Origin of the sequence: Allosphingosinicella indica, assembly GCF_900177405.1 — a bacterium.
Classification (GTDB): Bacteria; Pseudomonadota; Alphaproteobacteria; order Sphingomonadales; family Sphingomonadaceae; genus Allosphingosinicella; species Allosphingosinicella indica.
Genome location: NZ_LT840185.1, coordinates 1,549,702 through 1,575,951, shown reverse-complemented (window position 1 = coordinate 1,575,951; position 26,250 = coordinate 1,549,702). Strand labels below are relative to the sequence as shown.

Annotated in this window: 23 protein-coding genes and 1 pseudogene; 13 read left to right on the top strand and 11 right to left on the bottom strand. The window is 67.4% G+C overall.

Annotated features, from left to right (window positions below):
* Window positions 1-64 precede the first annotated feature (64 nt).
* On the top strand, window positions 65-1,339 hold the full coding sequence (locus tag B9N75_RS07770) for a DUF418 domain-containing protein (RefSeq protein ID WP_172840842.1): 1,275 nt from the start codon (window positions 65-67) through the stop codon (window positions 1,337-1,339).
* Window positions 1,340-1,524: 185 nt separating this feature from the next.
* Window positions 1,525-2,172, top strand: coding sequence for a glutathione S-transferase family protein (locus B9N75_RS07765; RefSeq protein ID WP_085218276.1), 648 nt, complete (start codon window positions 1,525-1,527; stop codon window positions 2,170-2,172).
* On the opposite strand, the gene B9N75_RS07760 is transcribed toward B9N75_RS07765, so the two are convergent.
* Both B9N75_RS07760 and B9N75_RS07755 read right to left on the bottom strand, forming a co-directional pair.
* Window positions 2,169-2,879, bottom strand: a complete 711-nt coding sequence (locus B9N75_RS07760) for an anti-sigma factor (protein ID WP_085218275.1) — start codon at window positions 2,877-2,879, stop codon at window positions 2,169-2,171. The two genes, B9N75_RS07765 and B9N75_RS07760, sit on opposite strands and share 4 nt — an antisense overlap.
* The gene (locus B9N75_RS07755) at window positions 2,876-3,487 is read right to left on the bottom strand and encodes a sigma-70 family RNA polymerase sigma factor (protein WP_085218274.1); all 612 of its coding nucleotides are present in this window, start codon (window positions 3,485-3,487) and stop codon (window positions 2,876-2,878) included. Before B9N75_RS07755 ends, B9N75_RS07760 begins: the two co-directional genes overlap by 4 nt.
* 132 nt (window positions 3,488-3,619) lie before the next feature.
* Here B9N75_RS07755 and B9N75_RS07750 point away from each other — a divergent pair, with 132 nt between their 5' ends.
* Complete coding sequence (locus B9N75_RS07750) at window positions 3,620-4,645, top strand: ferritin-like domain-containing protein (protein WP_085218273.1); 1,026 nt, start codon at window positions 3,620-3,622, stop codon at window positions 4,643-4,645.
* Window positions 4,646-5,180: 535 nt separating this feature from the next.
* The gene (locus B9N75_RS07745; RefSeq protein ID WP_085218272.1) at window positions 5,181-7,370 is read left to right on the top strand and encodes a M10 family metallopeptidase C-terminal domain-containing protein; all 2,190 of its coding nucleotides are present in this window, start codon (window positions 5,181-5,183) and stop codon (window positions 7,368-7,370) included.
* A 73-nt stretch (window positions 7,371-7,443) separates the two neighbouring features.
* Here B9N75_RS07745 and B9N75_RS07740 read toward each other — a convergent pair whose 3' ends face one another.
* Window positions 7,444-8,076, bottom strand: coding sequence for a hypothetical protein (locus B9N75_RS07740; RefSeq protein ID WP_085218271.1), 633 nt, complete (start codon window positions 8,074-8,076; stop codon window positions 7,444-7,446).
* Window positions 8,077-8,280: 204 nt separating this feature from the next.
* Window positions 8,281-8,790: a YciE/YciF ferroxidase family protein gene (locus B9N75_RS07735; protein WP_085219471.1), complete on the bottom strand. Its 510-nt coding sequence runs from the start codon at window positions 8,788-8,790 to the stop codon at window positions 8,281-8,283.
* A gap of 171 nt (window positions 8,791-8,961) precedes the next feature.
* Between B9N75_RS07735 and B9N75_RS13970 the strand changes: the two genes are divergently transcribed.
* The 9 genes from B9N75_RS13970 (at window position 8,962) to B9N75_RS14345 (ending at window position 15,651) form a co-directional block, all read left to right on the top strand.
* Window positions 8,962-9,147 (top strand): hypothetical protein, encoded by a 186-nt coding sequence (locus B9N75_RS13970; RefSeq protein WP_157123745.1) that lies wholly within the window; start codon window positions 8,962-8,964, stop codon window positions 9,145-9,147.
* Between the two features lie 130 nt (window positions 9,148-9,277).
* Window positions 9,278-9,601: a BA14K family protein gene (locus B9N75_RS13965; protein WP_157123744.1), complete on the top strand. Its 324-nt coding sequence runs from the start codon at window positions 9,278-9,280 to the stop codon at window positions 9,599-9,601.
* Between the two features lie 258 nt (window positions 9,602-9,859).
* The gene (gene mbhE / locus B9N75_RS07725) at window positions 9,860-12,601 is read left to right on the top strand and encodes a hydrogen gas-evolving membrane-bound hydrogenase subunit E (RefSeq protein WP_085218269.1); all 2,742 of its coding nucleotides are present in this window, start codon (window positions 9,860-9,862) and stop codon (window positions 12,599-12,601) included.
* On the top strand, window positions 12,598-12,972 hold the full coding sequence (locus B9N75_RS07720) for a sodium:proton antiporter (RefSeq protein ID WP_085218268.1): 375 nt from the start codon (window positions 12,598-12,600) through the stop codon (window positions 12,970-12,972). The genes mbhE and B9N75_RS07720 overlap by 4 nt, the downstream gene beginning before the upstream one ends.
* Window positions 12,965-14,446, top strand: a complete 1,482-nt coding sequence (locus tag B9N75_RS07715; RefSeq protein ID WP_172840841.1) for a proton-conducting transporter transmembrane domain-containing protein — start codon at window positions 12,965-12,967, stop codon at window positions 14,444-14,446. The genes B9N75_RS07720 and B9N75_RS07715 overlap by 8 nt, the downstream gene beginning before the upstream one ends.
* Entirely contained in the window at window positions 14,443-14,778 is a 336-nt protein-coding gene (locus B9N75_RS07710) for a Na+/H+ antiporter subunit E (protein ID WP_085218266.1), read from the top strand. Before B9N75_RS07715 ends, B9N75_RS07710 begins: the two co-directional genes overlap by 4 nt.
* On the top strand, window positions 14,775-15,050 hold the full coding sequence (locus B9N75_RS07705; RefSeq protein ID WP_085218265.1) for an MrpF/PhaF family protein: 276 nt from the start codon (window positions 14,775-14,777) through the stop codon (window positions 15,048-15,050). The genes B9N75_RS07710 and B9N75_RS07705 overlap by 4 nt, the downstream gene beginning before the upstream one ends.
* Entirely contained in the window at window positions 15,047-15,397 is a 351-nt protein-coding gene (gene mnhG / locus B9N75_RS07700) for a monovalent cation/H(+) antiporter subunit G (protein WP_085218264.1), read from the top strand. Before B9N75_RS07705 ends, mnhG begins: the two co-directional genes overlap by 4 nt.
* On the top strand, window positions 15,394-15,651 hold the full coding sequence (locus B9N75_RS14345) for a hypothetical protein (RefSeq protein WP_157123911.1): 258 nt from the start codon (window positions 15,394-15,396) through the stop codon (window positions 15,649-15,651). Before mnhG ends, B9N75_RS14345 begins: the two co-directional genes overlap by 4 nt.
* A gap of 141 nt (window positions 15,652-15,792) precedes the next feature.
* Here the strand turns inward: B9N75_RS14345 and B9N75_RS07695 are convergent.
* From B9N75_RS07695 to B9N75_RS07665, 7 genes and pseudogenes are all read right to left on the bottom strand, one after another.
* Window positions 15,793-17,283 (bottom strand): annotated as a pseudogene (locus B9N75_RS07695) (carboxylesterase/lipase family protein); the annotation flags it as partial.
* Between the two features lie 39 nt (window positions 17,284-17,322).
* The gene (locus B9N75_RS07690) at window positions 17,323-18,213 is read right to left on the bottom strand and encodes an SDR family NAD(P)-dependent oxidoreductase (protein ID WP_085218262.1); all 891 of its coding nucleotides are present in this window, start codon (window positions 18,211-18,213) and stop codon (window positions 17,323-17,325) included.
* 77 nt (window positions 18,214-18,290) lie between these two features.
* Complete coding sequence (locus B9N75_RS07685; RefSeq protein ID WP_085218261.1) at window positions 18,291-18,989, bottom strand: TetR/AcrR family transcriptional regulator; 699 nt, start codon at window positions 18,987-18,989, stop codon at window positions 18,291-18,293.
* 38 nt (window positions 18,990-19,027) lie between these two features.
* Complete coding sequence (locus tag B9N75_RS07680) at window positions 19,028-20,614, bottom strand: AMP-binding protein (RefSeq protein WP_085218260.1); 1,587 nt, start codon at window positions 20,612-20,614, stop codon at window positions 19,028-19,030.
* Window positions 20,611-22,245: a carboxylesterase/lipase family protein gene (locus tag B9N75_RS07675; protein WP_085219470.1), complete on the bottom strand. Its 1,635-nt coding sequence runs from the start codon at window positions 22,243-22,245 to the stop codon at window positions 20,611-20,613. Before B9N75_RS07675 ends, B9N75_RS07680 begins: the two co-directional genes overlap by 4 nt.
* A gap of 17 nt (window positions 22,246-22,262) precedes the next feature.
* Window positions 22,263-24,545, bottom strand: a complete 2,283-nt coding sequence (locus tag B9N75_RS07670) for a TonB-dependent receptor (RefSeq protein WP_085219469.1) — start codon at window positions 24,543-24,545, stop codon at window positions 22,263-22,265.
* A gap of 171 nt (window positions 24,546-24,716) precedes the next feature.
* Window positions 24,717-26,057 (bottom strand): spinster family MFS transporter, encoded by a 1,341-nt coding sequence (locus B9N75_RS07665; RefSeq protein ID WP_244552292.1) that lies wholly within the window; start codon window positions 26,055-26,057, stop codon window positions 24,717-24,719.
* Between the last annotated feature and the right edge of the window lie 193 nt (window positions 26,058-26,250).

The window sequence follows — 26,250 nt, the reverse complement described above, 5'->3', positions numbered from 1 at the left end:
GCGACTGACCTCCTCCCCAATATGCGGCTTGCCGCCCGCCGCGCTTCGCGCGACATTGGCGGCGATGGGGGAACAATCAGCCGCACCCGCGCGGGACCGGATCGAGGCGCTCGATTTCGTGCGTGGCGCCGCGTTGCTCGGCATCCTCCTCCTCAACATCACCGGCTTCGGGCTGCCCGATTCTTACGTCAATCCCGCCAATGCGGGCGGCAGCAGCGGCCCGGACCTGTGGAGCTGGATCGTCATCCAGGTCGGCTTCGAGGGCACCCAGCGCGCGCTGTTCGCGATCCTGTTCGGTGCCGGCGCGATCCTCTTCACGCGCAATCTGGAGGCCAAGGGCGGCGACAGCGCGCCGCTCTGGTTCCGCCGCAATTTCTGGCTGATCGTCTTCGGGATGGTGAACGGCTATCTGCTGCTCTGGTTCGGCGACATATTGTTCAGCTACGGCGTCATCGCCTTCGGCCTCTACGCCTTCCGCCACATGGCCCCCAAACGCCTCCTCGCGCTCGGGCTGGCGATGCTGGTGGCGAGCGCGGCGTGGAACCTGTGGGATGCGACATTGATGCTCAACGCCGAGCGCGCCGCCCGGCCCGCGATCGAGGCGCAGGCCGCTGGCGAAGAGCTCAGTCCCGCGCAGACCGCCGCGCTCGAACGCTGGGACGCCGAGCGGGTGGAATATGAATCCTCCGCGGATTCGATGCAGGCCGACATCAAGGCGCGCACTCAGGGCTATGCCGCCGCCTTCCCCTATCTCGCCCGCATCACTTATTATTTTCAGACCTGGGGGCTGATCCGCTACTTCTTCGACGCCTTCGGGATGATGCTGATCGGCATGGGCCTGTTCGGCCTCGGCGTGCTGACGCTGGAGCGGCCGGGCAGCGTCTATCTGGCGATGGTGGCGATCGGCTACGGCATCGGCATTCCCGTCAACATCATCGAGACCAAGCACGTCATCGACGGCGCCTTCGCGGCCTCCGCCTTTGCCGAGGCCAATATCAGCTACGATCTCGGCCGCCTGCCGCTTACCATGGGGCATCTCGGGCTGCTGCTGCTCTTCGTCCGCTTGGGCGCGATCCCGGCGCTGCGCCGCGCGCTCGCCGCGGTCGGGCGGATGGCGCTCACCTCCTACATGATGCAGTCGGCGATCTGCGGTATCCTCTTCCTCGGCCTCGGCTGGTACGGCCAGCTCCAGCGGCACGAGCTTTACTATATCGTCGCCGCGATCTGGGCATTCCAGATCGCCTTCGCGGTCCTCTGGCTCGCCCGCTTCCGCTTCGGCCCGATGGAATATGTCTGGCGCTGGCTCACCTACGGCGCCCGCCCGCCGATGAAGCGTTAGGCGCGCCACCTTCTTGACCGTCATCCCGGCGAAGGCCGGGATCCAGCCCTTCAAACGAATCCTTGTCAGCGGACTGAATACCGGCCTTCGCCGGAATAACGAGAAGAGGATGGCGCCGCGCTCTTCCCAACCCCATCACGCCGCGCTAGGTTGCAAAACGCAATCCATTTCCGGGAGTACGCTCGATGATCCTCTACGGTTCTTCGCTGTCGCCGTTCGTGCGCAAGGTGCTGGTCTTCGCCGCGGAGAAAGGCATCGCGCTCGAACTGAAGCCCACCGGCCTCAACGCGCAGGATCCGGAGTTTCTGGAGGCCAGCCCCTTCCGCAAAATCCCCGCCTTCCGCGACGGCGATTTCACCCTCGCCGATTCCAGCGCGATCATCACCTATCTCGATGCGCTGAACCCCGATACCAACCTCATTCCCACCGAAGCCAAGGCACACGCGAAGGCCATCTGGTTCGAGGAATTCGCCGACACCTTGCTGATGAGCTGCGGCGGCAAGATGTTCTTCAATCGCATCGTCAGCCCGCTGTTCCTGAAGCGGCCGGGCAATGCGGCGATGGCCGACGAGGCCGAAGCGACCGAATTCCCGCCGCTGCTCGATTATCTGGAGGGCGTCATCCCCGAGAGCGGCTTCCTGGTCGAGGACCGGCTGACTCTCGCCGACATCGCGGTCGCGGCGCCTTTCGTGAACTTCGCCCACCTCGCGCTCGATTGGCGCAGCGCTCGGCCCAAGCTCGCCGCATACATCGACGCCATCCTCGCCCGCCCAAGCTTCACGCAATGGGCGGAGCGCGAGACGGCGTTCCTCGAGAAAGCGCGCGCCGCCTAGACGGTGAGCAACTTGCCGGTCGCCACCACCGGCCCCGTCGGCGCGCCGGTCGGCGATCCGCCTGCGGGCTCCAGCGAGATGGCGAGCGTCGCGCCCTCGCTCAGATAGGCGCGCATCGGCGCCGCGACCGCCATCCGGCCCGGCGCATCGCCCGCGATCAGGCCGAGCGAGCGCGGCGTGCCGTCGGCGGGGATCACCCACAATTCGCGCGCGCGATCATCGTCCGCCATCCGCACCGGCGTGATCAGCAGTTCGGCGCCCGCCTTCTCGATGCCGATCGCGACTGCCATCGGCATTTCGTCGCCCTCGAGCGCGGCGACCATGCGCGCCGCCTGCGTCTCGACGGGCTGCGGTGGAACAACCGGCGGCGTCCGCCCCGGCTGCAGGATGAGCACCAGCGCCAGCACCGCCGCAACGGCGCTCGCCACAAACGAGAAGGCGCGCCAGCGGCGTAGCGCGGCGGCATTGCCGGGCGCATCGGACACGTCGTTGGCCGCAAGCGTCGGCGCGATCCGCTCCCACAGCTCCGCCGGCGGCGTGGCCTCGGTGCCGAGCATCGGCAGCAGCCGCGCGTGCCAGCGATCGACTGCCGCCGCGAAATCCGGATCGGCGCGCACGCGCGCCTCCGCTTCGGCACGATCGGCGCCTTCCAGCACGCCCAGCGCGAGCTCAGCGGCGAAGATGTCGTCGTCGCGTTCGCGGGTCATGGTGTCAGGCACCCCCGGAGCTTGGCGAGCGCGCGGCGGACGCGGCTCTTGACGGTGCCGAGCGGGATGCCGCCGCGCTCCGCCAGTTCGGAATAGGTCGATCCCTGCAGGAAAGCGGCGCGGATCAGCGCCTCGTCTTTCTCCTCCAATTGCTTCAGACAAGCGATGAGTTCGGCGACCTCCTGATCGCGCTCGATGACGGCATCGGCGGGCGCGTCCGTCGCGGCGATCTCGCTTGCCGCGTCGATCGGCCGCGTGTTGACCGGCCGGCGCGCGCGGAAGCGGTCTACCGCGCGGTTGCGCGTTACCGTCGCCAGCCAGGTGATCGGGCTCGCGCGCTTCGGATCGAAGCTGCCGGCGTTGCGCCAGATCTTGAGGAATGCGTCTTGCAGGGCCTCCTCCGCGTCGCCCCTGTCGGTCAAGATACGCAGGCAAATGCCGTAGAGTTTCGGAGCGGTGCGGTCGTAGACCAGCTTCAGAGCGCTACGGTCTCCGTCGGCGACGCGGCGGAGCGCCTCGGCGAGCGCGGCGCGTGCCGCATCGGCATCCTCTCCGGCGGGGCGCGGCCCGTCTGCGGACGGAGTATCGGGAGGGGATTCGCCGCTCATTCGGGCCGACGCTACGAAACAAATGTTTCGGATCAAACGAAATTCTTTCGCCCGAAATGCGTCCGAGCGCGCCGCATCCTCGTAACTCCTTGCGCGCGCTCGCGAAGAGATGACGCCAACAGGAGGTATGCGATGACCAAGACCAACGACGATCTGCTGATCGAGGCGTTCGACGCGCGCGTGAAGCGCCGCGAGGACCGGCGCGATTTCTTCCGCGCCGCCGGCGGTCTTGCCGTCGCGATGGGCGGTGTCGGTCTCCTTGCCGCCTGTGACGGGGACGACAATTCTCCGACCCCCACACCCAGCCCGACACCCACGCCCGCACCGACGCCGACGCCCAGCCCGACGCCCGCTTTCACCGATGCGGACATCCTCAACTTCGCGCTCAACCTCGAATATCTCGAGGCGCAATTCTATTATTTCGCGTCTTACGGCACGGGCCTGCCCGCCAGCATCCTGACCGGCACCGGCACGCAGGGCGCCGTCACCGGCGGCGCGCAGGTCAATTTCACCGATCCAGTCGTCCGCCAATATGCCCGCGAGATCGCCAATGACGAGCGCGCGCACGTCGAGTTTCTGCGTGCCGCGCTCGGTGCGTCCGCCGTTTCGCAGCCGGCGCTCGATATCAGTTCCGACCCCAACGGCGCCTTCTCCAGCGCGGCGCGCGCGGCGGGGCTGATCGGCGCGGGCGCGTCGTTCGATCCGTACGCCAATGACGAGAACTTCCTGCTCGGCGCCTATATCTTCGAGGATGTCGGCGTCACCGCGTACAAGGGCGCCTCGCCGCTCATCACCAGCAAGACCTTCCTCGAAGCGGCGGCGGGCATCCTCGCGGCCGAGGCCTATCACGCCGGTCTGGTGCGTACCGCGCTTTATGCCAAGGGCGTCGCGATACCGGAGCTGCGCACTTCGGCGGACGCGATTTCCGACGCGCGCGATAGTCTCGACGGGCCGACCGATCTCGATCAGGGCATCACCGGCACCGCCGATGAATCCAACATCGTGCCGCTCGACGCCAACGGCATCGCCTTCAGCCGCACCGTCGGCCAGGTGCTCAACATCGTCTATCTCAACAAGGAAGCGGTGACGATGGGCGGGTTCTTCCCGGCCGGCGTCAACGGCACAAACATCGCGTTCCGGACCAGCGCCGACAACTGACCCAGGCGCCTCCTCGCCTGTACTCGAAGGGCGCGTCGTGATCGGCGCGCCCTTTCTTTTTGGGCGCATGCCGGACCGGGCGAGTCCCGCGTCGCGGCCCGCGAGTCGTTCGCATTCCGTCCGTTTCGCACCCTGGAAATCGTCCCATCGCGGGACGAACGGATTGGGTAAATTCCCAGAAAAGCGAGATTGTTAACTTCTGGTTGACAGTCGCGCCGCGGCGGCGATGATGCCGGCGGTGGGGAAAGGCTGCGCGGCAGCTTCATCCCAATCCGGACGGGCGGCCTGCAGGCGGCCCGGTTGCACGGGAGCGACGAAGCTGACGGTTCAAGGCGTGAGCATCGGTTTTAGCGGCGGGACGTCCTTTACGGGCGGCATCGCGGCGACCGGCTATGCCTATTATCGCCGCAGCGCTCTTAAGGTTCAGCAAGCCTCGCCGGGAACGGCGGGGCTTTTTTGATGGCCGGAAGGGGGCGCGGCACATCGCATCCCCGGCGGCGACAGGATCTGAAGCAAGATCGATAATGGGAGGTTGATGATGGTTGGTACGTTGAAAGACATCGAGTTCGAGGGCGATCGCAGCACGCGCGACCTCAACAACGAATATTCGGACGCCTATGTCGCCGCGGTGCGCGCCTCACAGGCCAATGTCGACGGCCAGGGCGGCACGATCCGCGGCAAGCCGGTCTTCACCAAAGAAGAGGTCGCTTACTACCTCAACCGCGGCGACGGGATTATCGGCGGCTTCGAGTCGGGCGCCAACTGGGACGGCGCGCAGGGCTATGCCAACAACCAATATTATTGGCTGCCCGTCACCAAGGCGATGGGCGGCGAAGCCGGCCTGCCGTCGGAAGGCGGCCCCGGCGCGACCGGCCCGCTGACCACGCTGACCTTCGGCTTCTACGAGACGCTGGCCAGCCTGCCCGAGCCTTATGTCTATCGCACGCCGGCCGGCAATCTCGCGCTTGGCCTCAGCGTCGCGCAGGGCTTCTCGCCCTTCACCGCGGCGCAGCGCACCGCCACGCGCGAAGCGATTGGCCTCTGGGACGACATCATCAAGGTCAATTTCCAGGAAACGTCGTTCCAGCAGGGCGACCTCAACTTCATGAACACCACGACGGGCCCGGCGCAGGCCGCGGCCTATCTGCCCTATGATTACGGGTCGGAAGAAGGGTTCAAGAACTTCGAAGGCGACGACGTCAGCTACTACGAGATCGCCGGCGACGTGTTCGTGAACCCGAACCAGGCGTCGAACTTCCAGTTCCTGCCGGGTCAATACGGCCTCAACACGCTGGTTCACGAAATCGGCCACGCGATCGGCCTCGAGCACCCGGGTGCCTATAACTTTGGCCCCGGCTTCGACGTGACCTATGACAATGGCGCGGAATATTATCAGGATTCGCGCATGTACTCGATCATGTCCTACTGGGACGCGGAAGAGACCGGCGCGGCGCACGTCAACTGGGAAAACCTGACGTACAGCTACAATTCGACGCCGATGATCCACGACATCCTGGCGGCGCAGCGTATCTATGGCGTCGAGGAGAATACCCGCACCGGCAACACGACTTACGGCTTCAACAGCAATGCCGGTAAGGACATGTACGATTTCACCAAGAATCCGAACCCGGTGATTTCGATCTACGATGCCGGCGGCAACGACACCCTCGATCTGTCGGGCTACAACACCCGCTCGTTCATCGATTTGAACCCGGGTGCATTCAGCAGCGCCGGTGGCTTCTATTCGGAAGACATCCCGACGCTCGACGAGATCAACGCCCGCCGTGCGGCCGCCGGCCTCGCGCCGCGTACGCAGGCAACCTATGATCTCTATATCGAGCTGTTCGGTGCCACCTACACCGACGGTCTGATGCGCGATAACATCTCGATTGCGTACAATTCGATCATCGAGAATGCGGTCGGCGGCGGCGGGGACGACACGATCGTCGCCAACGGCGCGGCCAACCGCATCGACGGCGGCGCCGGCAACGACATCGTCAGCTATCAGACCTCGGGCACCGCAGTCAGCGTCAACCTCGCCAACGGCCTCGTGTCGGGCGGTGCGGCTGGCGACGTCCTGATCTCGATCGAAGGCGTCACCGGCAGCCGGCACAACGACGTGCTGACCGGCAGCGACGGCAACAACGTCCTGAACGGCGGCGCCGGCAACGACATCATCTACGGTCGCAACGGTGACGACACGATCGATGGTGGCGACGGCGTCGATCAGCTGTTCGGCGATGGCGGCAACGACACGATCCGTGGTGGTGACGGCAACGACACCATCATGGGCGGCGCCGGCGACGACATCCTGTTCGGCGATGCCGGCAACGACACGCTCTACGGTGATGCCGGCAATGACGTCCTCGATGGCGGTGCGGGCGACGACAAGCTGTACGGCGGTGCGGGTGCGGATACGTTCCGCTTCTCGGATCTCGGCGGCTACGACACGATCGTCGACTTCCGCCGCGGCCAGGGCGACAAGATCGACCTGACCGGCATCGACCCGAACATCAACGTCGATGCGGTGAACGAGCAGTTCAACTTCATCGGCAACGCGGCTTTCTCCGGCACCGCCGGCGAGCTCCGCACGTTCGTGGATCGCGGTTCGACGATCATCGCCGGTGACGTCAACGGCGATGGCGTCGCCGACTTCCAGATCAACGTCGGCGCCACGGCCATCCGTGCCGACGACCTGATCCTGACGGTCAACGTCGCCGCCTGATCGGGCACGACGGAAACAAGAAGGGCGCCGGGGACAACCCCGGCGCCCTTTCTTTTTGCGCGACGAACGGGCGTCAGCCGATCCGCCGTGCAGCCCCGGACCGCACCGCCTCTTCGATCAGCGCACGAAGTTCGCGGTCGGTTTGGGCGGCGATGCGGGTTTGTTCGCGGGAGAGCGCGTCCTGTTCGCGGCTCAGCATGTCCTGCTGGCGGCCGAGCGCTTCCTGCTTCTGCTCCAGCGCGCGCTGTTCGCGCTCATTGACATCCGGGCGGGCGGCTCCGGTGCTGGCCAGCGACACGGCAGCGCGGGCCTGGCGCATGCCGATTTCCGCCTGGCGCATGCTGAGCTCGGCTTGTTGCGCACCGAGCGCGCCCTGCCGTTTGCCGAGCGCACCCTGGCGCGCGCCGAGATCGCGTTGCGGCGCGAAAATACGCTCCGCCGCGCGCAGCGTCGCCGCCTCGCGGATGACGTAATGGCTGCCGCCCGAACGGACGTAGAGCAGCGCCTCGGTCCCCGCGCGCTGGGCCCGCGCGCGCCGGAGATCGTCCGTGTCACCGCTCATCATGCTGCCGCGTTCGCCGGCGTGGAACAGCACATAGGCCACCCGCTCGCGTGTACGCTCAGCAGCGACGGCGGTAGTGGTCGGCAGAAGCGCAGGCAACGTCACGGCGGCGGCAAGCAGGCCAAGGGCGAGGCCGCGCAGCATGCGCGGTGCGGAGGTGGGCGATAAGGTCACGGCGTTTCTCCCGGGTTCGATATATCCCGGCGCTGCAACTTCCGCGCCAGCGCGGGCCCCGAGAGAAACCCGTCGCTCCGCCGCCGCATCCGTCCGGATGCGAACAGCCGCCAGTTCGGTTCCGGACAGTAGAAGGGGCCCGCGGCCGGACGACAGACCGCGGGCCCCGTCGCGTCAGGCGAGTTCGGCCTGACGGTTGACCTTGGTTTCGGCCATCTTGCTGAGCTTGATGTCGGTCGCCTTTTCTTCTTCCAGCGTCTCGGCGAGCACGGCGGCGCAATCGTCGCGGCCGAGCTGCTTGGCCCAAGCGATCAGCGTGCCGTAGCGCGTGATCTCATAATGTTCGACCGCCTGCGCCGAAGCGACCAGCGCCGCATCGAGCACGTCCTTGTCGGCGATGTCACCGGCGACCTCATTGGCCTCCTTGATGATGCCGTCGATCGCCGGGCATTGCACCGCCTTGGGCTTCTGGCCGTGCATCTCGAACACGCGCTCGAGCCGCGCGATCTGGCCTTCGGTCTCCTTGAGATGCATCTCGAAGCCCTGCTTGAGCTCGGGGCTCGTCGCCTTGCCGATCATCTTTGGCAGCGCCTTGGTGATCTGATTCTCGGCATAATAGATGTCCTGCAAGGTGTGGACGAAGAGGTCGTCAAGCGTTGTGATGTCCTTGGAGAACAGTCCCATGATGGTTTCCTTCTGATTGGTCTCGGTGCCCACCCGTGGGCCGCCAACGGGGCGCATCGGCCGCCCGTTCCCCAAAGCAATGCAGGTTAGTACGAATCTTATGCTGCGCTGCGGAACTCGCGGATCGGCGGTCGCGTTTGGTCGCCGGGTTCCATTTCCAAGGGCTTCAACATGCAGGACTATGTCGTGGTGCGTCAGCCGCTTGATGGATCTCGCGCATGCGAGACGTGCCGCTTCGAGGACGACGATGCAGCGGTTTCCTACATTCTGCCGCTGGCGCGCGGATTGCTGCTCGAAGTCTGGCAGGGCGATCGCCTCGTCGCGACGGTCGACGAACGCCCCTGCCTCGCCGCCTGAGGCTTGCGGCGGGCCGCTCCCTAAGAGGGGTAGGGCGCCCGGAAGACTAACCCGCATCGGGGACTTGCCGCCGCCAAGCCGCTATATTCGGGAAAGCGCGGAGGGGCCTCGCTCGAAAAGGAGCAGACACATGCGCATTTTCCTCGGCCTTTACGCCGCAATCCTCATGGCATCGCCCGCACTGGCGCAGGCCGGGCAGGCACCGATGCAGGACCAGACGCCGCCGCCGGTCGATCGCACCATGCCGGCGCCCGAGGGCACCACGCCGCCGCCCGGACCGGTGGCCGACAGCGGCGACAGGCCAGACGGCTTTACCGGCACCGACGCCGAATGGGCGGATCATGTGCGGAGCTGCCAGGACCGCTATCAGGGCTATGACCCCGCGACGAACAAATATCGCGCGCCCAACGGCGACATGAAAAGCTGCCCGCACTCGGCGATGAAGAAACGCTGATCCTCTATCGCCCCGGCCCATCGCGGCCGGGGCTTTTCATGTCCTTCGAAGAAATCCCGGAAAATCGCCCCCGCGGCGTTGCCTAATCGCGGCTGATCGGCATTATCGGGGCGCGCCGTCCGGGGAGCGCGGCTCTTGCCGCTCCGCTCGCCGGCCGCGCGCTCCGCAACCCGCATCGCTCTTTTCACGCCGGAGGACGATCATCTTCGACGATTTGCCCCGGCCACTGTCCGCCGTTCCGCGGGGCGCTTTTCCGACATGCTGATCCTGCTGCTCATCGCGCTGCTGGGAAGCTGCCTGTTCCCGCTGGCCGCCCGGATCATCGGACGCGGCGCGGGCTTCGTCGTCGCGCTGCTGCCGTTCGGGCTGCTCGCCGGCCTCGTCGCGCTCGCGCCGATTGTCGAGCGCGGCTGGGTGCGCGGCGAGGGCTGGCAATGGGCGCCGTCGCTGGGGCTGGACCTGACGCTCCGCCTCGACGGTTTCTCCTTCCTCTTCTGCCTGCTGATCACCGGGATCGGCGGGCTCGTCACCATCTATGCGGGCGGCTATCTCACCAACAAGTCGCGCCGCGACCGCGCGCGGTTCTTCACGCTGATCCTGCTGTTCATGACGGCCATGCTCGGCACCGTCCTCGCCGACAATCTGCTGCTGATGATCCTCTTCTGGGAAGCGACCAGCATCCTCTCGTTCCTGCTGATCGGTTTCGATCACAAGAGCTCGCGCTCGCGCCGCGCCGCGATCCTCTCGCTCCAGGTAACGGCGATCGGCGGGCTTGGCCTCGTCGTCGCGGCGGTGATGATCGGCCATGTCACCGGCACCTATTCGATGGCGGAGGCGGTGCGCCGCGGCGACGAGATCGTGGCGCATCCGCTGGGCGTTCCGATCCTGCTGGGCATCATGCTCGCGGCCTTCACCAAGTCCGCGCAATTCCCGTTCCACTTCTGGCTGCCCAACGCGATGCAGGCGCCGACGCCGGCCTCCGCCTATCTCCACTCGGCGACGATGGTGAAGCTCGGCATCTACCTCCTCGCCCGCTTCGAGCCGGTGATCGCGATGACCGAATGGGGCCGCGGCACCTTGGTTGCGGTCGCCTGCCTGACCATGATCGTCGCCGCGGTTCAGGCGCTGCGGGCGGAAAGCTTCAAGGCCGCGCTCGCTTATTCGACGATCGCCTCGCTCGGCATCCTCGTGCTGCTCGTCGGGCTCGACGGGCCGCGCGCGTCGGTGGCGATGATCGGCTTCCTGTTCGCGCATGCGCTCTACAAGGCGGCGCTGTTCTTCTGCGCGGGATCGGTGCTGCACGCGACCGGCAAGGGGGTGCTGCGCTCGCTCGGGGGCCTCAGAAAGCCGCTGCCGCTCACTGCCGCGGCCTGCGTCGGCGCGAGCCTCTCGATGGCCGGCATCCCGCCGTTCCTGGGCTTCATCTCCAAGGAGTTCCTGTTCGAGGCGCAGCTCGCGAGCAGTTGGGAGCTGGTGCCGCTCGCCATCGCCGTGCTGGTCAATGCGGTGATGGTCGGCGTCGCCGGCGTCATCACGCTCCGCCCCTTCTTCATGAAGCCCGCGCAGCCGGTCGAGATGCTCCATGGCGAGAGCTTCTCGCTGGTGCTGCCGCCGCTGCTGCTCGCGACGATGGGCCTCACCATCAGCCTCGATCCCGAATGGATCACCCGCGTCGCTATCCGACCCGCGGTGATCGAGGTCTATGGCCAGACGGTCGCCGTGGACCTTTCGGTCTGGCACGGGCTGACGCCAATGCTGGCGCTGAGCGCGGTGGTGGTGTCGATCGGCATCCTTATCATCCGCTTCTGGCGGCGTATCCATTTGCTGCTCCGCTCGCGCGAGCGGATCGAACGCTATTCGGTCGAGAGCCTGTGGGAGAAGAGCCTGTTCCGGCTGGTGCAGGGCGGCGCGCGGTTGACCCGGTGGATCGAGCATGGCGATCTGCGCGGCTATGTCGCCACCGCGATTGTGGCGTTCACCTTCTTCCTCGTCTGGGCGTTCGTCGCATCGGGCGCGGAGATCCGCGTGCCCGCGATCGAGGGGCCGGTGCGCTATGCCGAGATACTGGTCGGGCTGATGGCGGTCGCCGGCGCGATCGTCGCCGCCGCGAGCCGCAACCTGCTCGCCGCGCTGGTCGGCGTCGGCATCACCGGCTTCGCCATCGCGATCACCTTCCTGTTCAACGGCGCGCCCGATCTCGCGCTCACCCAGTTCACCGTCGAGGCGCTGCTGGTGGTGCTGCTGACCGCGCTGCTGCTCGCGCTGCCGCTGGCCGGCGCGGCGACGCGCAGCCGTAGCGAGCATGGCCGCGACCTGCTGATCGCCGGCGCATTCGGCATCGTGCTGTTCGCGGCGCTGATCGACATGGGCGCGGGCCGCACCGCCTCCGAGGCCTCCGACTGGTTCGGCCGGATGAGCTATATCGCCGGCCACGGCGCCAACGTCGTCAACGTAATCCTCGTCGATTTCCGCGCCTTCGACACGATGGGCGAAACGGCGGTGATCGCGATCGCGGCGGTGCTCGCCGGATCGCTGCTCGCCCGCCGCCGCGGCGCGGCGCGTGATGCCGAGGAAGCACGCACCGTCCATTTCGCTTTCTCGGCGGCGAGCAGACCCTTGTTCTGGATGCTGATCGCCGCCTCGGTGATCATCCTCTTCCGCGGCCATAACCAGCCGGGCGGCGGCTTCGTCGGCGGGCTCGCCGCCGCGCTCGCCTTCGCCGTCCTCTCGCTCGCCCACGGTGCGGCGCGGGCGGAGAAGGCGCTGCGGCTCCAGCCGCTCACCCTCGTCGGCATCGGCCTCGCGCTCGGCGTCGCCAGCGGATTGCCCGGCATGTTCGTCCCCGGCGGCGCGCCGTTCCTGACACATCTGTGGTGGGAGCCGGGCGGTATGCTACCCAAGCTCGGCACGACGATGATCTTCGACATCGGCGTCTATCTGGTGGTGCTCGGCGCCGTCCTCTCCTTCCTATTCGGGCTGCAGAAGGAGGGCGCGCGATGACGATCTTCTACGCCTTCTGCGCCGCCGCGATCATGGCCTGCGCGCTGCACATGACGCTCTCGCGCAATCTCGTGCGGACGTTGCTCGGGCTCGCGCTGCTCTCCACCGGGGTCAATCTCGCGCTGTTCGGCGCCGGCGGCTTCTCGACCGATCAGCCGCCGATCGTGGCCGAGGGCGCAAAGCGGCTGGGCGAATCCGCCGATCCGCTTCTTCAGGCGCTTATCCTCACCGCGATCGTCATCGGTTTCGCGCTGACCCTGGTGCTCGCCGCGATCGTGCTGCGCGCGTGGCGCGGCACCAAGTCGCTCGATGCGCGCGACCTGGAGACGCTCGACCAGCCCGACGATTGGGAGGCGCCGCCGCATGGCTGACGCCTGGCTGCTCGTCGCACCGGTGGTGGTGCCTTTGCTCGCCGCGGCGGCCGCGATCCTGCTGCGCCATCGCCCGCGCGCCAGCGAGGCGCTGACCCTCGCCACGCTTGCCGCGAGCTTCGCGCTTTCGATCGCGCTGCTCCAGCGCGCGATGGACGGCGGCACGCTCGCCGCCACCGTCTTCGGCGGCTGGCCCCAGGGGTTCGGCGTCTCCTTCGCGGCGCGGATGCCGGGCGCGGTGCTGGTGGCGACCACGCTGCTCATCGCGCTCGCCGTCGCCATCTACAGCCATGCGGCGATCGGCGGGCGGCGGCGCCACGGCGGGCATGACGCTTTGCTGCTCGCGATGGTCGGCGCGGTGAACGGCGCGTTCCTCACCGGCGATCTCTTCAACCTCTACGTCTGGTTCGAGCTGGCGCTGCTCGCCGCGATCGGCCTCATCAGCCTCGACAGGCGGCAGATGCAGATCGGCGCGGCGATGCGCTACGCGACCTTCGGCATCGTCGGCGCGACCGCGATCCTGGCGGGCATCGGCATCCTCTACGGCGCGACGGGGACGCTCGATCTCGCGACGCTCGCCGCCCGGCTCGCCCCCGCGCCGCCGACCATCGCCACCGCCGCGGCGGCCGCGCTGCTGCTCGGCGGGCTGGCGCTCAAGTCCGGGCTGGCGCCGGTCCACGTCTGGCTGCCGTCGTCTTACGGGCCCGCACCCATCTCCGCCTCCGGCCTGTTCGCCGGGCTACTCACCAAGATGGGCTTCTACGCGCTGCTGCTGATCTTCGCTGGCGTGTTCGCCGTCGGCGCGGGCGGCATCGGCGCGCGCCATATCGCGCCTCTGTTCGGCTGGATCGCGGGGGCGACGATGCTGCTGTGTTCGATCGCCGCGCTGGCGCAGAACGACATGCGGCGGCTGCTCGCCTACCATATCGTCGCGCAGGTCGGTTACATGATGGCGGGCCTTGCCACCGGCACGCGCGAGGGCGTCGAGGCGGCGGTCTTCGCGATGGTCCATTCGATGATCGTCCAGACCAACCTCTTCCTCGGCGCGGGCGCGATCCACCGCGCGACGGGATCGTGGCTGCTCTCGACCACCGGCGGAATGCTGCGCGCCAATCCCTTGTTCGGCTTCGTCTTCGCGGTGCCGATGCTGTCGCTGGCGGGCATCCCGCCCTTCTCGGGCTTCTGGGCCAAGATGCTGGTGTTCCGCGCGGCGATCGACGCGGGCGATTACGCGCTGCTCGCCGCCGCGATCCTCGCCGCGGTGCTGACCATCTTCTCGGTCGCGATCTTCTGGTCCGCCGCCTGCTGGAAGGAGCTGCCCGACCGCCCCGCCAAGCGCCTGCCGCCCTCGATGCTCGCCGGCATGGCGCTGCTCTCGCTCGCGACGCTCGCCATCGGCCTTTACCCCGGCTGGCTGCACGAGGCCGCGCAACTCTCCGCCGGCGCGCTTGCGCGGATGGGGGTCTTCGCATGAGGCTGTTCGCCAAAGCCCGCGCGCTGCTGATGCTGCTGCTGAGCTTCGTCTGGGATCTGTTCGCCTCGACCGGGACGGTGGCGCGGATCGTCCTCTCGCCCCGGATCGGCGTCAGACCCGCGATCCTCGTCATGCCCACGAAACTGCAAAAACCCTGGGCGGTGGCGATGCTCGCTTACTTCACCTCGCTGACGCCGGGATCGACCTGCCTGCACGTCTCGGAGGACCGCCAGACGCTGCATCTCCACATCCTTGATCTGCATGATGCCGACGCGACGATCGCCAAGTTCCGGCGGCTCTACGAACGCCGCATTGCGGAGCTCGAGGCATGATCGCGCTCGGCCCTCTCGCCGACATTCTCGCGGTGGTGCTGTGTGGCGCGCTGGCGCTGATCTGCTGGCGGCTGGTCAAGGGGCCGAGCTTCGCCGACCGCTTCGTCGCCTTCGACATGCTGACCGCAATCGGCATCGCCTTCGCCGGGCTCACCGCAGTCTCCACCGGCCGCGGCACCTTCCTCGACATCGCTCTCGGCCTCTCGCTCATCAACTTCGTCGGCACCGCCGCCTTCGCGATCTTCCTCGAACGCAAGGCGCGCGACCGGTGAATATCCTCGCCGCCATCCTGCTCGTCGCAGGCGTGCTGCTGATGCTGATCGCCGCCATCGGCGTCGTCCGCCTCGCCGATCCGCTGCAACGCATGCACAGCGCCACGAAGGCGGGAACGCTCGGCACCGTGCTCGTCATGGCGGGCGTGCTTGCGGGGTCGGACGCACAGGTTTCGACCGGCGTGCTGACTGTGCTGTTCCTGCTCTTCACCCTGCCAATCACTGCCCAGCTCCTCGGCCGCGCCACCTACCTCTCGGGCACCCCGCTGCAAGGCCTAGACGACACCGAGATCGAAGGCATGCCCGAGCGCGCAAAGCCCGAGGACGGAGAGGAGGGCCGCCCATGAATTTCGACGATCAGTTCCGCGAATATTTTGGCTCTGCGGATCTCGCCCGGGTGACGCCGCCGGCGCTGGCGGCAGGAATCGAGCGGATGCGGGTCGATCTCGGGCTGGAGCGTGATCGCGGCCGCCGCTTCGCGCTTTGGGCTGTGCTCTTCATGCTCGGCGAGGCGCCCGATCTCGACGTCGCCTTCGCCGACCCTGCCGATCGCGACGCCGCGCGCAACTTCATGGACTTCGCCGCCCGCGCGGAGGATTGAGGGCGGCTGCGGCTTCTCCGCCGGCGGGGCCAGGCCGATCTGGTCGATCCAGTTCTCGCCGCGCGCGCGGCGGGCGCCGAACCAGCGTTCGTGGAATTCGAACATGCCGGGCTGCATGTCGCGGCCCGGCTCGGGCTGGTCGGCGAAGCGCATATAGCCCTCGCCCTCCGCATAGGCGGGCCAGCGGGGAAGTCCGCCGCTGTTGGGGTTGCCGGTGCGCGCGAACTGCACCCAATAGTCGATCATCGCATCGGACAGTGCCGCGTCGACCGACCCGCCGAGCCGCGGCCAGGTGTCGGGGAGCGGCGCGTCCGGGCCGGTCTGGCCGAAGACATAGGGCAATTCGCTCGCATGGAAGGCGCAGAGATCGCGCGCCTCGGATGCCGGATCACAGCGGTCGAACCGGTAGAGATAGGCCGGCACGCCCGCCGCCGCGTAATCGCGGACCAGCCGTTCGCTCGACCAGCCGAACACGCCATCGCGCAGCGTCGCCAGCATGCTCTCGCGCAGGTCCGACGCGGGGTAGAGCGCGAGGAAGGCGGGTGCCTGTTTGCCGTAGCGCGCGGTAGCCGCTGCCTCATAGGCTGCCGCATCGGCCGGGATCGGTGGCAGCGTGATCAGCCCGGCGCGCATCTCACCGCCGGTGAAGCCGGTTAGCAGCGGCACCCTGGCCTGCTCGCCCGCATCGAACACGTCGAGCAACTGGCGCGGCAGCACCCAGCCGTCGAGCACGGTGCGTGCATCGAAGCGGGCGCGGAGCGCAGCGGCGGCAAGCGCCTCGGCGTCCATCGCGCGCAGCGCCGCGAGGTTCGGCGCGCCGACCTCCTTTGCCAGCGCAGCGCCGGTCGCTTCGGCAGGCGGCAGCCCGTAGGCGGCGCGCTTCAGTTCGGGCATGGCGCGCAGGTTGGTGCTCTGCGCGATCGCCTTGTGGAACAGCCCCTCGGCGAGCGAGCTGACGAGCAGGTGGGTTACGCTGAGCGCGCCCGCCGATTCGCCCATGATCGTGACATTGCCTGGATCGCCCCCGAAAGCGGCGGCATTGGCCTGCACCCAGCGCAGAGCGGCGATCTGATCGAGCAGCCCGTAATTGCCCGACGCATTGTGCGGCGATTCCGCGCTGAGCCCGGGATGCGTGAGCCAGCCAAGCACGCCGAGCCGGTAGTTGATCGACACGAAGACGATCCCCCGGCGCGCGAACGCGGCGCCGTCGTAAAGCGGCTCGGCGCTGCCGCCGATGCGCAGCGATCCGCCGTGGATCCACACGATCACCGGCGCACGCTCGGCTTTGTCGGGCACCCAGACGTTGAGCGTCAGGCAATCCTCGCTCATCGCCGCGATCGGGCTGTAATAGAGGCTCGTCTTCGGCAGTGGCGGCTGGACGCAGCGCGGTCCGAAATCGGTCGCAGCGCGGATGCCGGTCCAGGCTTGCGGCGGCTCCGGCGCGCGCCAGCGCATTTCGCCGACGGGAGGGCGGGCATAAGGGATGTTCTTGAAGACGCGGAGCGCACCGTCGCGGATGCCGGCGAGACGGCCGTCCGCCACCGTCACGACCGGCGGTTCGGTGGCCGGCGCTGCGGTGCCGAGGCCGACGAGCAGCAGCCAGGCCAGGAGGCGCGCCCATCGTCCGGTCATCCGCATGCTCGTCTCTCCCGTTTGCCCCCCGGCACCGCGTCAGCGCGCGGCGATCAGCGTCTCCGCAAAGCCCGCCTTGGCGAGCTCGCGCTCGGCCTGGGTGAAGCCGTAATCGGGGACGATCTCGCCGCGCCGATCGCCGACCGCGTCCCATGCCTCGATCACTCGCTCCGCCGCATCCGTGCCGCCGCCGATCTGGACACCCTCCGTGAGCGTGACGAAGGCGCGCGCGAAATGGCCGGCGCCCGCGCACAGGATCGCGCGGGTGGGCGCATTCTCGGCGACGAGCGCCAGCAGACCCGGGCTGACCAGATCGGGAGCCAGTTTCGCCAGCGCCTCGGGCGCCATCAGGCCGCCGGTCATCTGCGTCGCCGCGGTGGGAGCGAGGCAGTTGACGCGGATGCCGTATTTCTCGCCCTCCAGCGCCAGCGTCTGCATCAGGCCGACGAGCGCCATCTTGGCGGCGCCGTAATTGGCCTGGCCGAAATTGCCGTAGAGTCCCGACGAGGAGGTCGTCATCACGATGCGGCCGAACTGCTGCGCGCGCATGATCTCCCACACCGCCTTGGTGCAGATCGCGGCGCCCATCAGATGCACGTCGACGACCGCGCGGAAATCGTCGAGCGTCATCTTGGCGAAGCTCTTGTCGCGCAGGATGCCGGCATTGTTGACGAGGATGTCGATCCGCCCCCAATCGTCGATCGCGCGATCCGCCATCGCGGCCACCGCATCGACGTCAGTGACCGACGCGGCGATGCCGATCGCTGTGCCGCCGGCCGCAGCGATCTCATCGGCGACGCCTTCGGCGAGCGCGGCGCTGACATCATTGACCACCACCTTGGCGCCGTGGCGGGCGAGCATCAGCGCGTGACACCGGCCCAGCCCTCCGCCCGCACCGGTCACGATGGCGACACGTCCATTCAATCGCATTGCTTCGCTCACTTATTACTCGCTCTCTCGTCAGTTAGTGTTGTGCGCATGCAGGGTGCGATTTGCGGGCGCCCTGTTCAGGCGGGCTTGCAAATCTCCAGGAAGCCCGCTGCCATGAAGCGCGCCATCCGCGCCTTCACCGCCGCATAATCGTCGGAATCACAGAGGCCGTTCGAAAGCCGGTCGATGCGGCCGGTGCGCGCCAGCGTCAGCATCAGCGCGCCGGTGACGAAATGATAGCCCCAGAACAGGTCGCGGTCGGGGCAGCCGGGCAAGGCCTTCCGGAGCAGCTCGATCAGCCGCAGCACGACCGGATCGAAATGCTCATTCATCAACTGCGCGCCCCATTCGGGCGAGTTCGACATCAAGGCGCCGAGCGCGGCATAATTGCGCCAGCCCTCGCCGCCCTCGATGTAGAGATCGAGATCGGTGTCGAGAAAGGCGTGGAGCGCGCCTTCCACCGTGGGCTTGCCGCCGGTCGCCGCGTCATATTCGTCGAGCGCCTGCATCCGCCGCTCCACCGTCACCACCGCGCGCCGGGCGGAGACGGCGTGGAACAGCTTGGTCTTGTCCTCGAAATAATAATTGAGCAGCGTGTGGTGGACGCCGACCTGCTTGGCGACATCCTTCAGCGTAACGCCGTAGAAGCCGCGCTTGGAGAACAGAGCTTCCGCGGCGTCCAAGATCTGCTCGGTCGTCTCGGCGCGCTGTTCGGCCTTGGTGGTCCGCTTGCGCCGCGGTTGACTGACTGCTGACAAAACTCGCCCCTTCCTCATCGCTGGCGCGACCACTGCCCGGGATGTGCCCGCCTGGCTCATACCCGCCCATATTCCGATCTGAGGCGTATTTTGTCGATCTTTCCGGTGGATGCCAGCGGCATGTTGCCGAGATGGATCACCGCATCGGGTATCCACCAGGGCGCCACTCGCCCGCGCAAGGGGGCGAGCAGATCGTCGTCCGCGAGCGGCGCGCCGTCGCGCGTCTCGACCAGCAGGATCGGACGCTCGCCCCATTTGGGGTCGGGCCGGCCGATCACCGCGGCCAGCGCGACCTGGGGCAGCGCGCCGACGATCGCCTCGATCTCGCTGGGGTTGATCCATTCCCCGCCCGACTTGATGAGATCCTTCGCGCGGCCGGTGATGGTGAGGTTTCCGGCAGCGTCGATCCGCGCGAGATCGCCGGTGTCGAACCAGCCGTCGCGCGTCGCCGGCTCGTCATGGCCGAAATAGCGTTCGACGACCGAGGGGCCGCGGACGTGCAGGCGCCCTTCCCCGTCGCGCTGATCGGGCAGCGGGTTGCCCTCGCTGTCGGCAAGCATGAGATCGACCCCGACCGCGGGGCGGCCGGAGCGGCCGGCGTCGCGATCGGCCGAGGCGGCAGGCGCCGCTGTGCCGAGCGGCGAAAGCTCGGTCATCCCCCAGGTGGTCTGCACCGCGATACCGCGATCCTCGATCCGCTGCATGAGCGCGGGCGGCATCGGCGCGCCGCCGACCATGATCCGCTCGAGCGACGGCAGCGAGCGGCCGGTCTCGTCGAGCAGGTCCATGAGCCCGAGCCAGACGGTGGGAACGCCGACGCCGATCGTCACGCCCTCTTCCGCGATCAGGTCGACCAGACTGGCGCCGTCGGCATGGCGGCCGGGAAGGATCAGCGATCCCCCCGCGGCGGGGACCGAGAAGGGCAGGCCCCAGCCGTTGGCGTGAAACATCGGCACCGCGACCAGCACGACATCGCGCGCGGTGATGCCCGAGACGTCCGCCTGCAACTGGCGCATTGTGTGGAGATAATTGCCGCGGTGCGTGTAGCTGACGCCCTTCGGCGCGCCGGTGGTGCCAGAGGTGAAGCAGAGACCGCAGGGTGCACTCTCGTCGAAGCCGCCCCAAGCGATTGGATCGACGTCCGCAGCGGCGATATCGTCCAGGGTCGCAACCGGGCGGCCCGCCGCGGCCTCCGCCATCGCCTCGGCCGGGCCGTCGATCACGATGACCTCGGCGATCGCCGGCGCGGCGGCGAGGATGTCGCGGACCAGCGGCGCGAGATCGGCGCTAGCGATCAACACCCGGGCTGCCGATTGCGCGAGCATCGCGGCGCTCTGCGCGGCGAACAGGCGGGGGTTGAGCGTGTGGCAGACCGCGCCCATCCCCATGATCGCGTACCATGCCTCAAGATGCGCCTGCGTGTTCCAGGCGAGCGTGGCGACGCGCGTGCCCTGCGTCACGCCCCGCGCGGCCAGTGCCGCTGAGACGCGGCGCGCGCGATCGAGCAGCGCGGGGTAGGCGATCCGGTCCACCGCCCCCTCGCCCCGCGCGGTGACGACCTGGCCGCTCGGATGCCATTTGGCGGCATGGAGAAGGAACTTGTCTACCGTCAGCGCGTAGCGCTGGGTCGTGCCGTCGGTCATCGGCACCCCGGCGCCTGCGGCGGCATGTCCGGCGCGATCACTCCGACGTTCCACGTCCAGCCGATCCCCGCGGCGCGGCGGCGGCAGACGACTTCCTCGTGCAGCTCGAAATGGCCGGGCAGCGGATCGGCGGCGGTGCGCGGCGCGCCGGCGAAATGCATGTAGGCCTGATCCTCGCCATAGGGCTTCCACGCGGGCTGACCTTTGGCCTGCGGACGGCCGCTCTTCGCGAAGGAAGCCCAATATTCCACCATCGCCTGCGACAAAGCGGTCTCCGCCGCCGTGTCGGGGATCGCCGGCCAGTCGGGCGCGGTCTGGCGGATCGTGCCGAACATGTAGGGCAGCTCCATCGCATGGAAGGCGTGGAGGTTCGCGGCCTCGGTCGCCGGCGTGCCGTGATCGAAATAATAGAGGAAGGAGGGCTGGCCCATCGCCGACTGCTTCGCGGCGAGCCGCTCCGACGTCCAGCCGTACATCGCGTCACGCGTCGTCGCGAGCATGCTCTCCTCGATGTTCGCCGACGGATAGAGGCGGAGCGCGGCATCGGCGAGATCGCCATAGCCCTTGCGGATCGCCGCCTCATAAGCCGCTGCATCGGCGGGCTTGGGCGGCAGCAGGATGCGAAGCGAGCGTATTTCGCCTTCATTGAACCCGGCGAGGACCGGCACCGGCGCCTGCTCGCCGCGATCGAAGATATCGACGAGCTGGGCCGGCAGAATTTTCCCGTCGATCGTCCCCCACGGGATGTATCCCGCGGTCACCGCCGCCTCGGTCAGCGCCTGCGCGTCCATGGCGCGGAGATCGGCGAGGCTGCCGGCCTTGAGTTGGCCCTGCAGCCAGGCGCCAACCGCTTCCGCCGGCGGCGCACCGAAGCGCTCGGCTCGAAGCTCGGGCGTCGAGAGCATGTAGGCGCTCTGCGCGATCGCGCGGTGGAAGAGGCCGCGCGCGGAAGGCGAGGCCATCAGATACATGACGCTGAGCGCCCCCGCCGACTCCCCGGCGATCGTGACCTGCTTCGGATCGCCGCCGAACGCCGCGATGTTGCGGTTGATCCAGCGCAGCGCGGCGACTTGATCGAGCAGTCCGTAATTGCCCGAGACGCCATCGGCCGATTCCGCGCTGAGCTCGGGGTGGGCGAGATAGCCGAGCGCGCCGACACGATAGTTGATCGAGACGACGACCAGCCCCTGCTTGGCGAGCGCGGCGCCGTCGTACATCGGGAAGCGCGTCCCGCCCGTCGTCAGCGCGCCGCCGTAGATCCAGACGAACACCGGCGCGTTCCTGGCATTTTCCGGCGCCCAGACGTTGAGCGTCAGGCAATCCTCGCTCGTCGTGCCGACATCGTCGGCATAGATGCTTTCGCCGCGCCGCGCGGGCTGGATGCACGACGCGCCGAATTGCGTCGCATCACGCACGCCGCTCCAGCGCGGCAGATCGGCAGGCGCCTGCCAGCGGCGCTCGCCGACGGGGGGCTGCGCATAGGGCAGGCCTTTGAACAGCTTTAGCCCGTCCGCCTGCGTGCCGCGTGCAGCACCCGCCGGCGCATCGATCTCGACCGGCTGCTGCGCCGTTGCGGGAAGCGCGAGCGCCGCCGCCGCAGCGGCGATCGCCCATTTTACCAGAGCCTGCATCACGCCCATTTCTCCCCTCAGAACCGATAGCCGGCGCGTATCCCCACGGTGCGCGGACGCAACCGCGCGAACCGGCTGTCGAGGAAGGCTTCGGGGTGGATGTAGGTGATCGAGGAATCGTTCAGCACATTCTCGACATAAGCGGTGAGATCGAGATCGCCGACGTTGACGCCCGCATAGAGGTTCACGTTGGTCCAAGCGTCGGTGAAGCCGTAGGTCGGGCTCACCTGAGTGGGCCGGCCGGGCACGTTCGGGAACTGGTTCGGGAAGGAGCCGGCGTGGGAGACGTTGACCGACGCATAAGCGTTGGACGTCGCCGAGACCGGGAAATCGTAGCGGATCGTGCCCGATCCCTGGAAGCGCGGAGACGCCAGTCGCCCGCCGAGCACCGCGCCCGAGATCGCGGCCTCGCCCGGGGTTAGATCGTTGATGTTCGTCTCGTTGACCGAGCCGTTCAAGATCAGGCTCAGCCCCTGCACGGGCCGCGCCATGAACTCGAATTCCACGCCGTAGCTTTCCGCGCCGCCGATGTTGGTGGCGAACTGGATGGTGTCCGAAACGCGGTTGGCCTGGACCTGGATGTCGCTCCAGTCGATATAATAAGCCGCGATATTGGCGGTGAGATCGCCTCCCAGCCAGCGGCCCTTCACGCCCACCTCATAGTTGATGAGCTTGTCCGACTTCGCGCCGTCCGGGATGACGATGTCGGTGGGGTCGAGCGCGCTGACGAGGCCGGCGCGGGCGTTGACCACCGGCGGGCGGAAGCCGGTCGCGACCGTGGCATAGGTGGTGATGTCGGGAGACGGCCGCCACGACACGCTCGCCTTCCACGATATCCGGTCATCCTCGACCTTGCGGCCGATCTCGGCCGCGATCGGCGTCACCGTCAGTGGAATGTTGGAGAAACCGCCCAGCGCGGCGGCGAGATAGTTGCTGTTATAGCCGCCCTCGCGCGTAAAGGCCTGCACCGTGGTGTTGCCGTAGCGGATGCCGCCGGTGACCCAGAAATCGTCGCTGAAGCGATAGGTCAGCTCGCCGAACCCGGCGATCTCCTTCTGGTCGGCATAGCTGTTGAACCGCTGATAATATTCGTCCGGTAACCCGGTGAGCCCGCGCGCCTGGAGGAATTCGACCGACGAACGGTAATCGAAATCGACCGTCCGCCGCTTCGAATAATAGAAGAAGCCCGCGACCCACTCGAGCGGCCCGTCGGTCTTGGAGACGAGGCGCGATTCCTGGACGAAGAGGTCGTCATAGCCGAACGCGTCGAGCGCGAACGGGATGAGCTGGCCGAACGTGCCGGCGAGATCGACGTAGAAGGACGCGTCGTAGTTCGACAGCGTGGTCGAGCTGATCAGCTCCGCGAAATCGAAATCGTAATTGACGGTGACATTGTAGTTGGTGAGCTCACCCTGGAAGAGATCGGGGCGGTCGGACCGCCGCACATATTTGCCGAGCGCCGGGTTGGTGAGCGCGGAATCGGCAGGATTGCTCTTTTCGTAGGAGGTAAGCAGCCGAATCGTCAGCCGATCGGACGGCTTCATCAGCAGGATCGCGCGGCCACCATAAGCTTCCAGGCTGTTCGAATCCTCGATGCCGGTGCCGATGTTGTTCACCCAGCCGTCTTCGTTGCGGTAATAGCCCACCGCGCGGAAACCCAGCTGATCGTCGATCAGCGGAACGTTGATCATCCCGTTGTAGCGCTGGCGGAGCGAATCCGAGCCGGTCAGGCCGAAATCGACCAGCGCCGAAGCTTCGAAATTGTTGAGGTTGGGGTTCTTGTTGAGGATGCGCATCGCGCCCGCCAGCGAGCTCGATCCGAACAAGGTGCCCTGCGGCCCGCGCAGGAATTCGACGCGCTCGACATCATAGAGGTTGGGATCGAGGATGGTCGAGTTGCCGTTTGCCGAGATCGGCAGCTCGTCGATATAGATGGCGACGGCGCTCTGCAGGCCCGCGCTGTAGCCGTTGGTGTTGATGCCGCGCGCGGTGAAATTGTTGAAGTTCTGCGTTGGCCGATTGACCACGATACCGGGCGTGTTCTGCGCAATCCCCTCGTAACCGACGATGCCAAGCTTGTTCAGCTCTTCCTGGTCGAAGGCGGTGATGCTGAGCGGTACGTCCTGCAGCTTCTCTTCGCGCCGCGTCGCGGTGACGATGATGTCGCGATTGTCCATCGTCGCGGACCGCGGCTCGGCAGTCTCGACGGTTTCGCCGGCATTCTCCGATTGCGCCCAGGCGGCGCCCGGAACCAGCATGACGGCTGCCGCCGACACCGATGCGAAAAGCATGGCCTTCATCTTTATCCCCTCCTGTTGCGCGTGGGTCGTTTTCGCCCACTTGTTTTCAATTTCGACCTTAGGGTTGTGCCAAGTCAATACTCGCTATCGCGTGTGTGAATGTCTTTCCGAGCAAGTCGTGGTGTTGCGCGACCGACGCCCGGCGTCAGCGTGTCTGTGCCTGCCTCCCGTTCATGCCGCGGCCTGTTCTTCGCGCGCGATCGCTCGCGACAGCGCTATGAACAGCAGCACCGCGAGGAAATAGAAGGGTACGAGCGTGTAGAAGGCCATCTGCAGCGAATTGTCCGGAAAGCTGGCGCGGAACCAGTCGCTCGCCGCGCCGAGATAGGTCGGGCCGAGGCCGAGGCCGATCATGTTCATCACCAGCAGCAGCAGCGCGCCGGCGAGCACGCGCTGGTTGGGCCGCACCTCCTCTTGCACCAGCGCCACCGCGGGCGAGAGGTAGAAATAGTTGAGGCCCATCGGCAGCGCGAGGAACAGCAGCGCCATCTGCCAGGTCGGCGCCCGTACGAAGCCGACGAACAGCGGCACCGCGCACAGCAGCCCGATCGCCGGCACCCAGGCATAGACCTTCTTGGTCCGCGTCACGAAGCGGTCGATCAGACGGCCCGAGACATACATGCCGACACTCGTCGCGATGCCGATGAGCAGCGCATAGTAAAGCGCCACCTCGTTCAGTGTCATGCCCTTCTCGCGCATCAGGAAGAGAATGGTGAAGTTGAGCGATGCGTAGGTGACGAACTGCGTCGCCCCGCAGGCGAGCGCCACCAGCAGCAGCACCCGGCGGGTGAAGAACATGCGGCAGGTCGCGAGGAACGGCGCGGGCGCTTCCACTGCCACGGTAGCGGCGCCGGGGCTCGGCGCATCGAGGCCGCCGCGCTTGGGCTCCTTCACGAAGATCCAGACCATCAGCGCCGTGACGACGCCGACCCCGCCGATCGCGATGAAGGCGTCACGCCAGCTATAGGCGGCGGCGATCGACGCGCCGAATGCGACCCCCAACGCCTGGCCGATCGGCGGACCGAGATTGAACAGGCCGAGCGCGGTGCCGCGCGTGCCGCGCGGGAAATAATCGGAAATGATCGCATAGGACGGCGGGACACCGCCTGCCTCGCCCAGCCCCACAGTCATCCGCGCGACGGCGAGTTGCGGATAGGTGCGCGCAAGCCCGCAGGCGATCGTGGCCGCGCTCCACAAGGCGCAGGCGAGCGAGAGCACGCGGACGCGATTGGTCCGGTCCGCAAGCCACGCGACGGGGATCGACACCAGGCAATAGAAGATCGCGAAATAGAGTCCGCTGATGAGGCCGATCTGCCCGTCCGTGATCCCCATCTCGTCCTGGATCGGCTTGGCGAGGATCGACAGCAATTGCCGATCGAGAAAGTTCAGGACGTAGACGAAGCACAGGAAGGCGAGAACGACCCAGGCGTAGCGATCGGGCCGGGCCGGTGCCATCGGCGGCGGGCCGGGCGGCCCGGAAAGCGGATCGACCGATGCGGGAATGGCGGTCATCGTGTCGGCCGCGCAAAAAGGGATGGTCCGCAGGGCCGGATCGGAAGGCGATGCGATGAAGGCTCCGCCGCGATCCTATCGCAGCCGCCGACCCCACGGCGATACAATCCGCCAAGCGTCATCCGTCCCTCTCCTGTCGCGGACCCGACTCTTGCCGGCCAGGTCTCGATCCAGAGACTGCAAGCGAAACGCA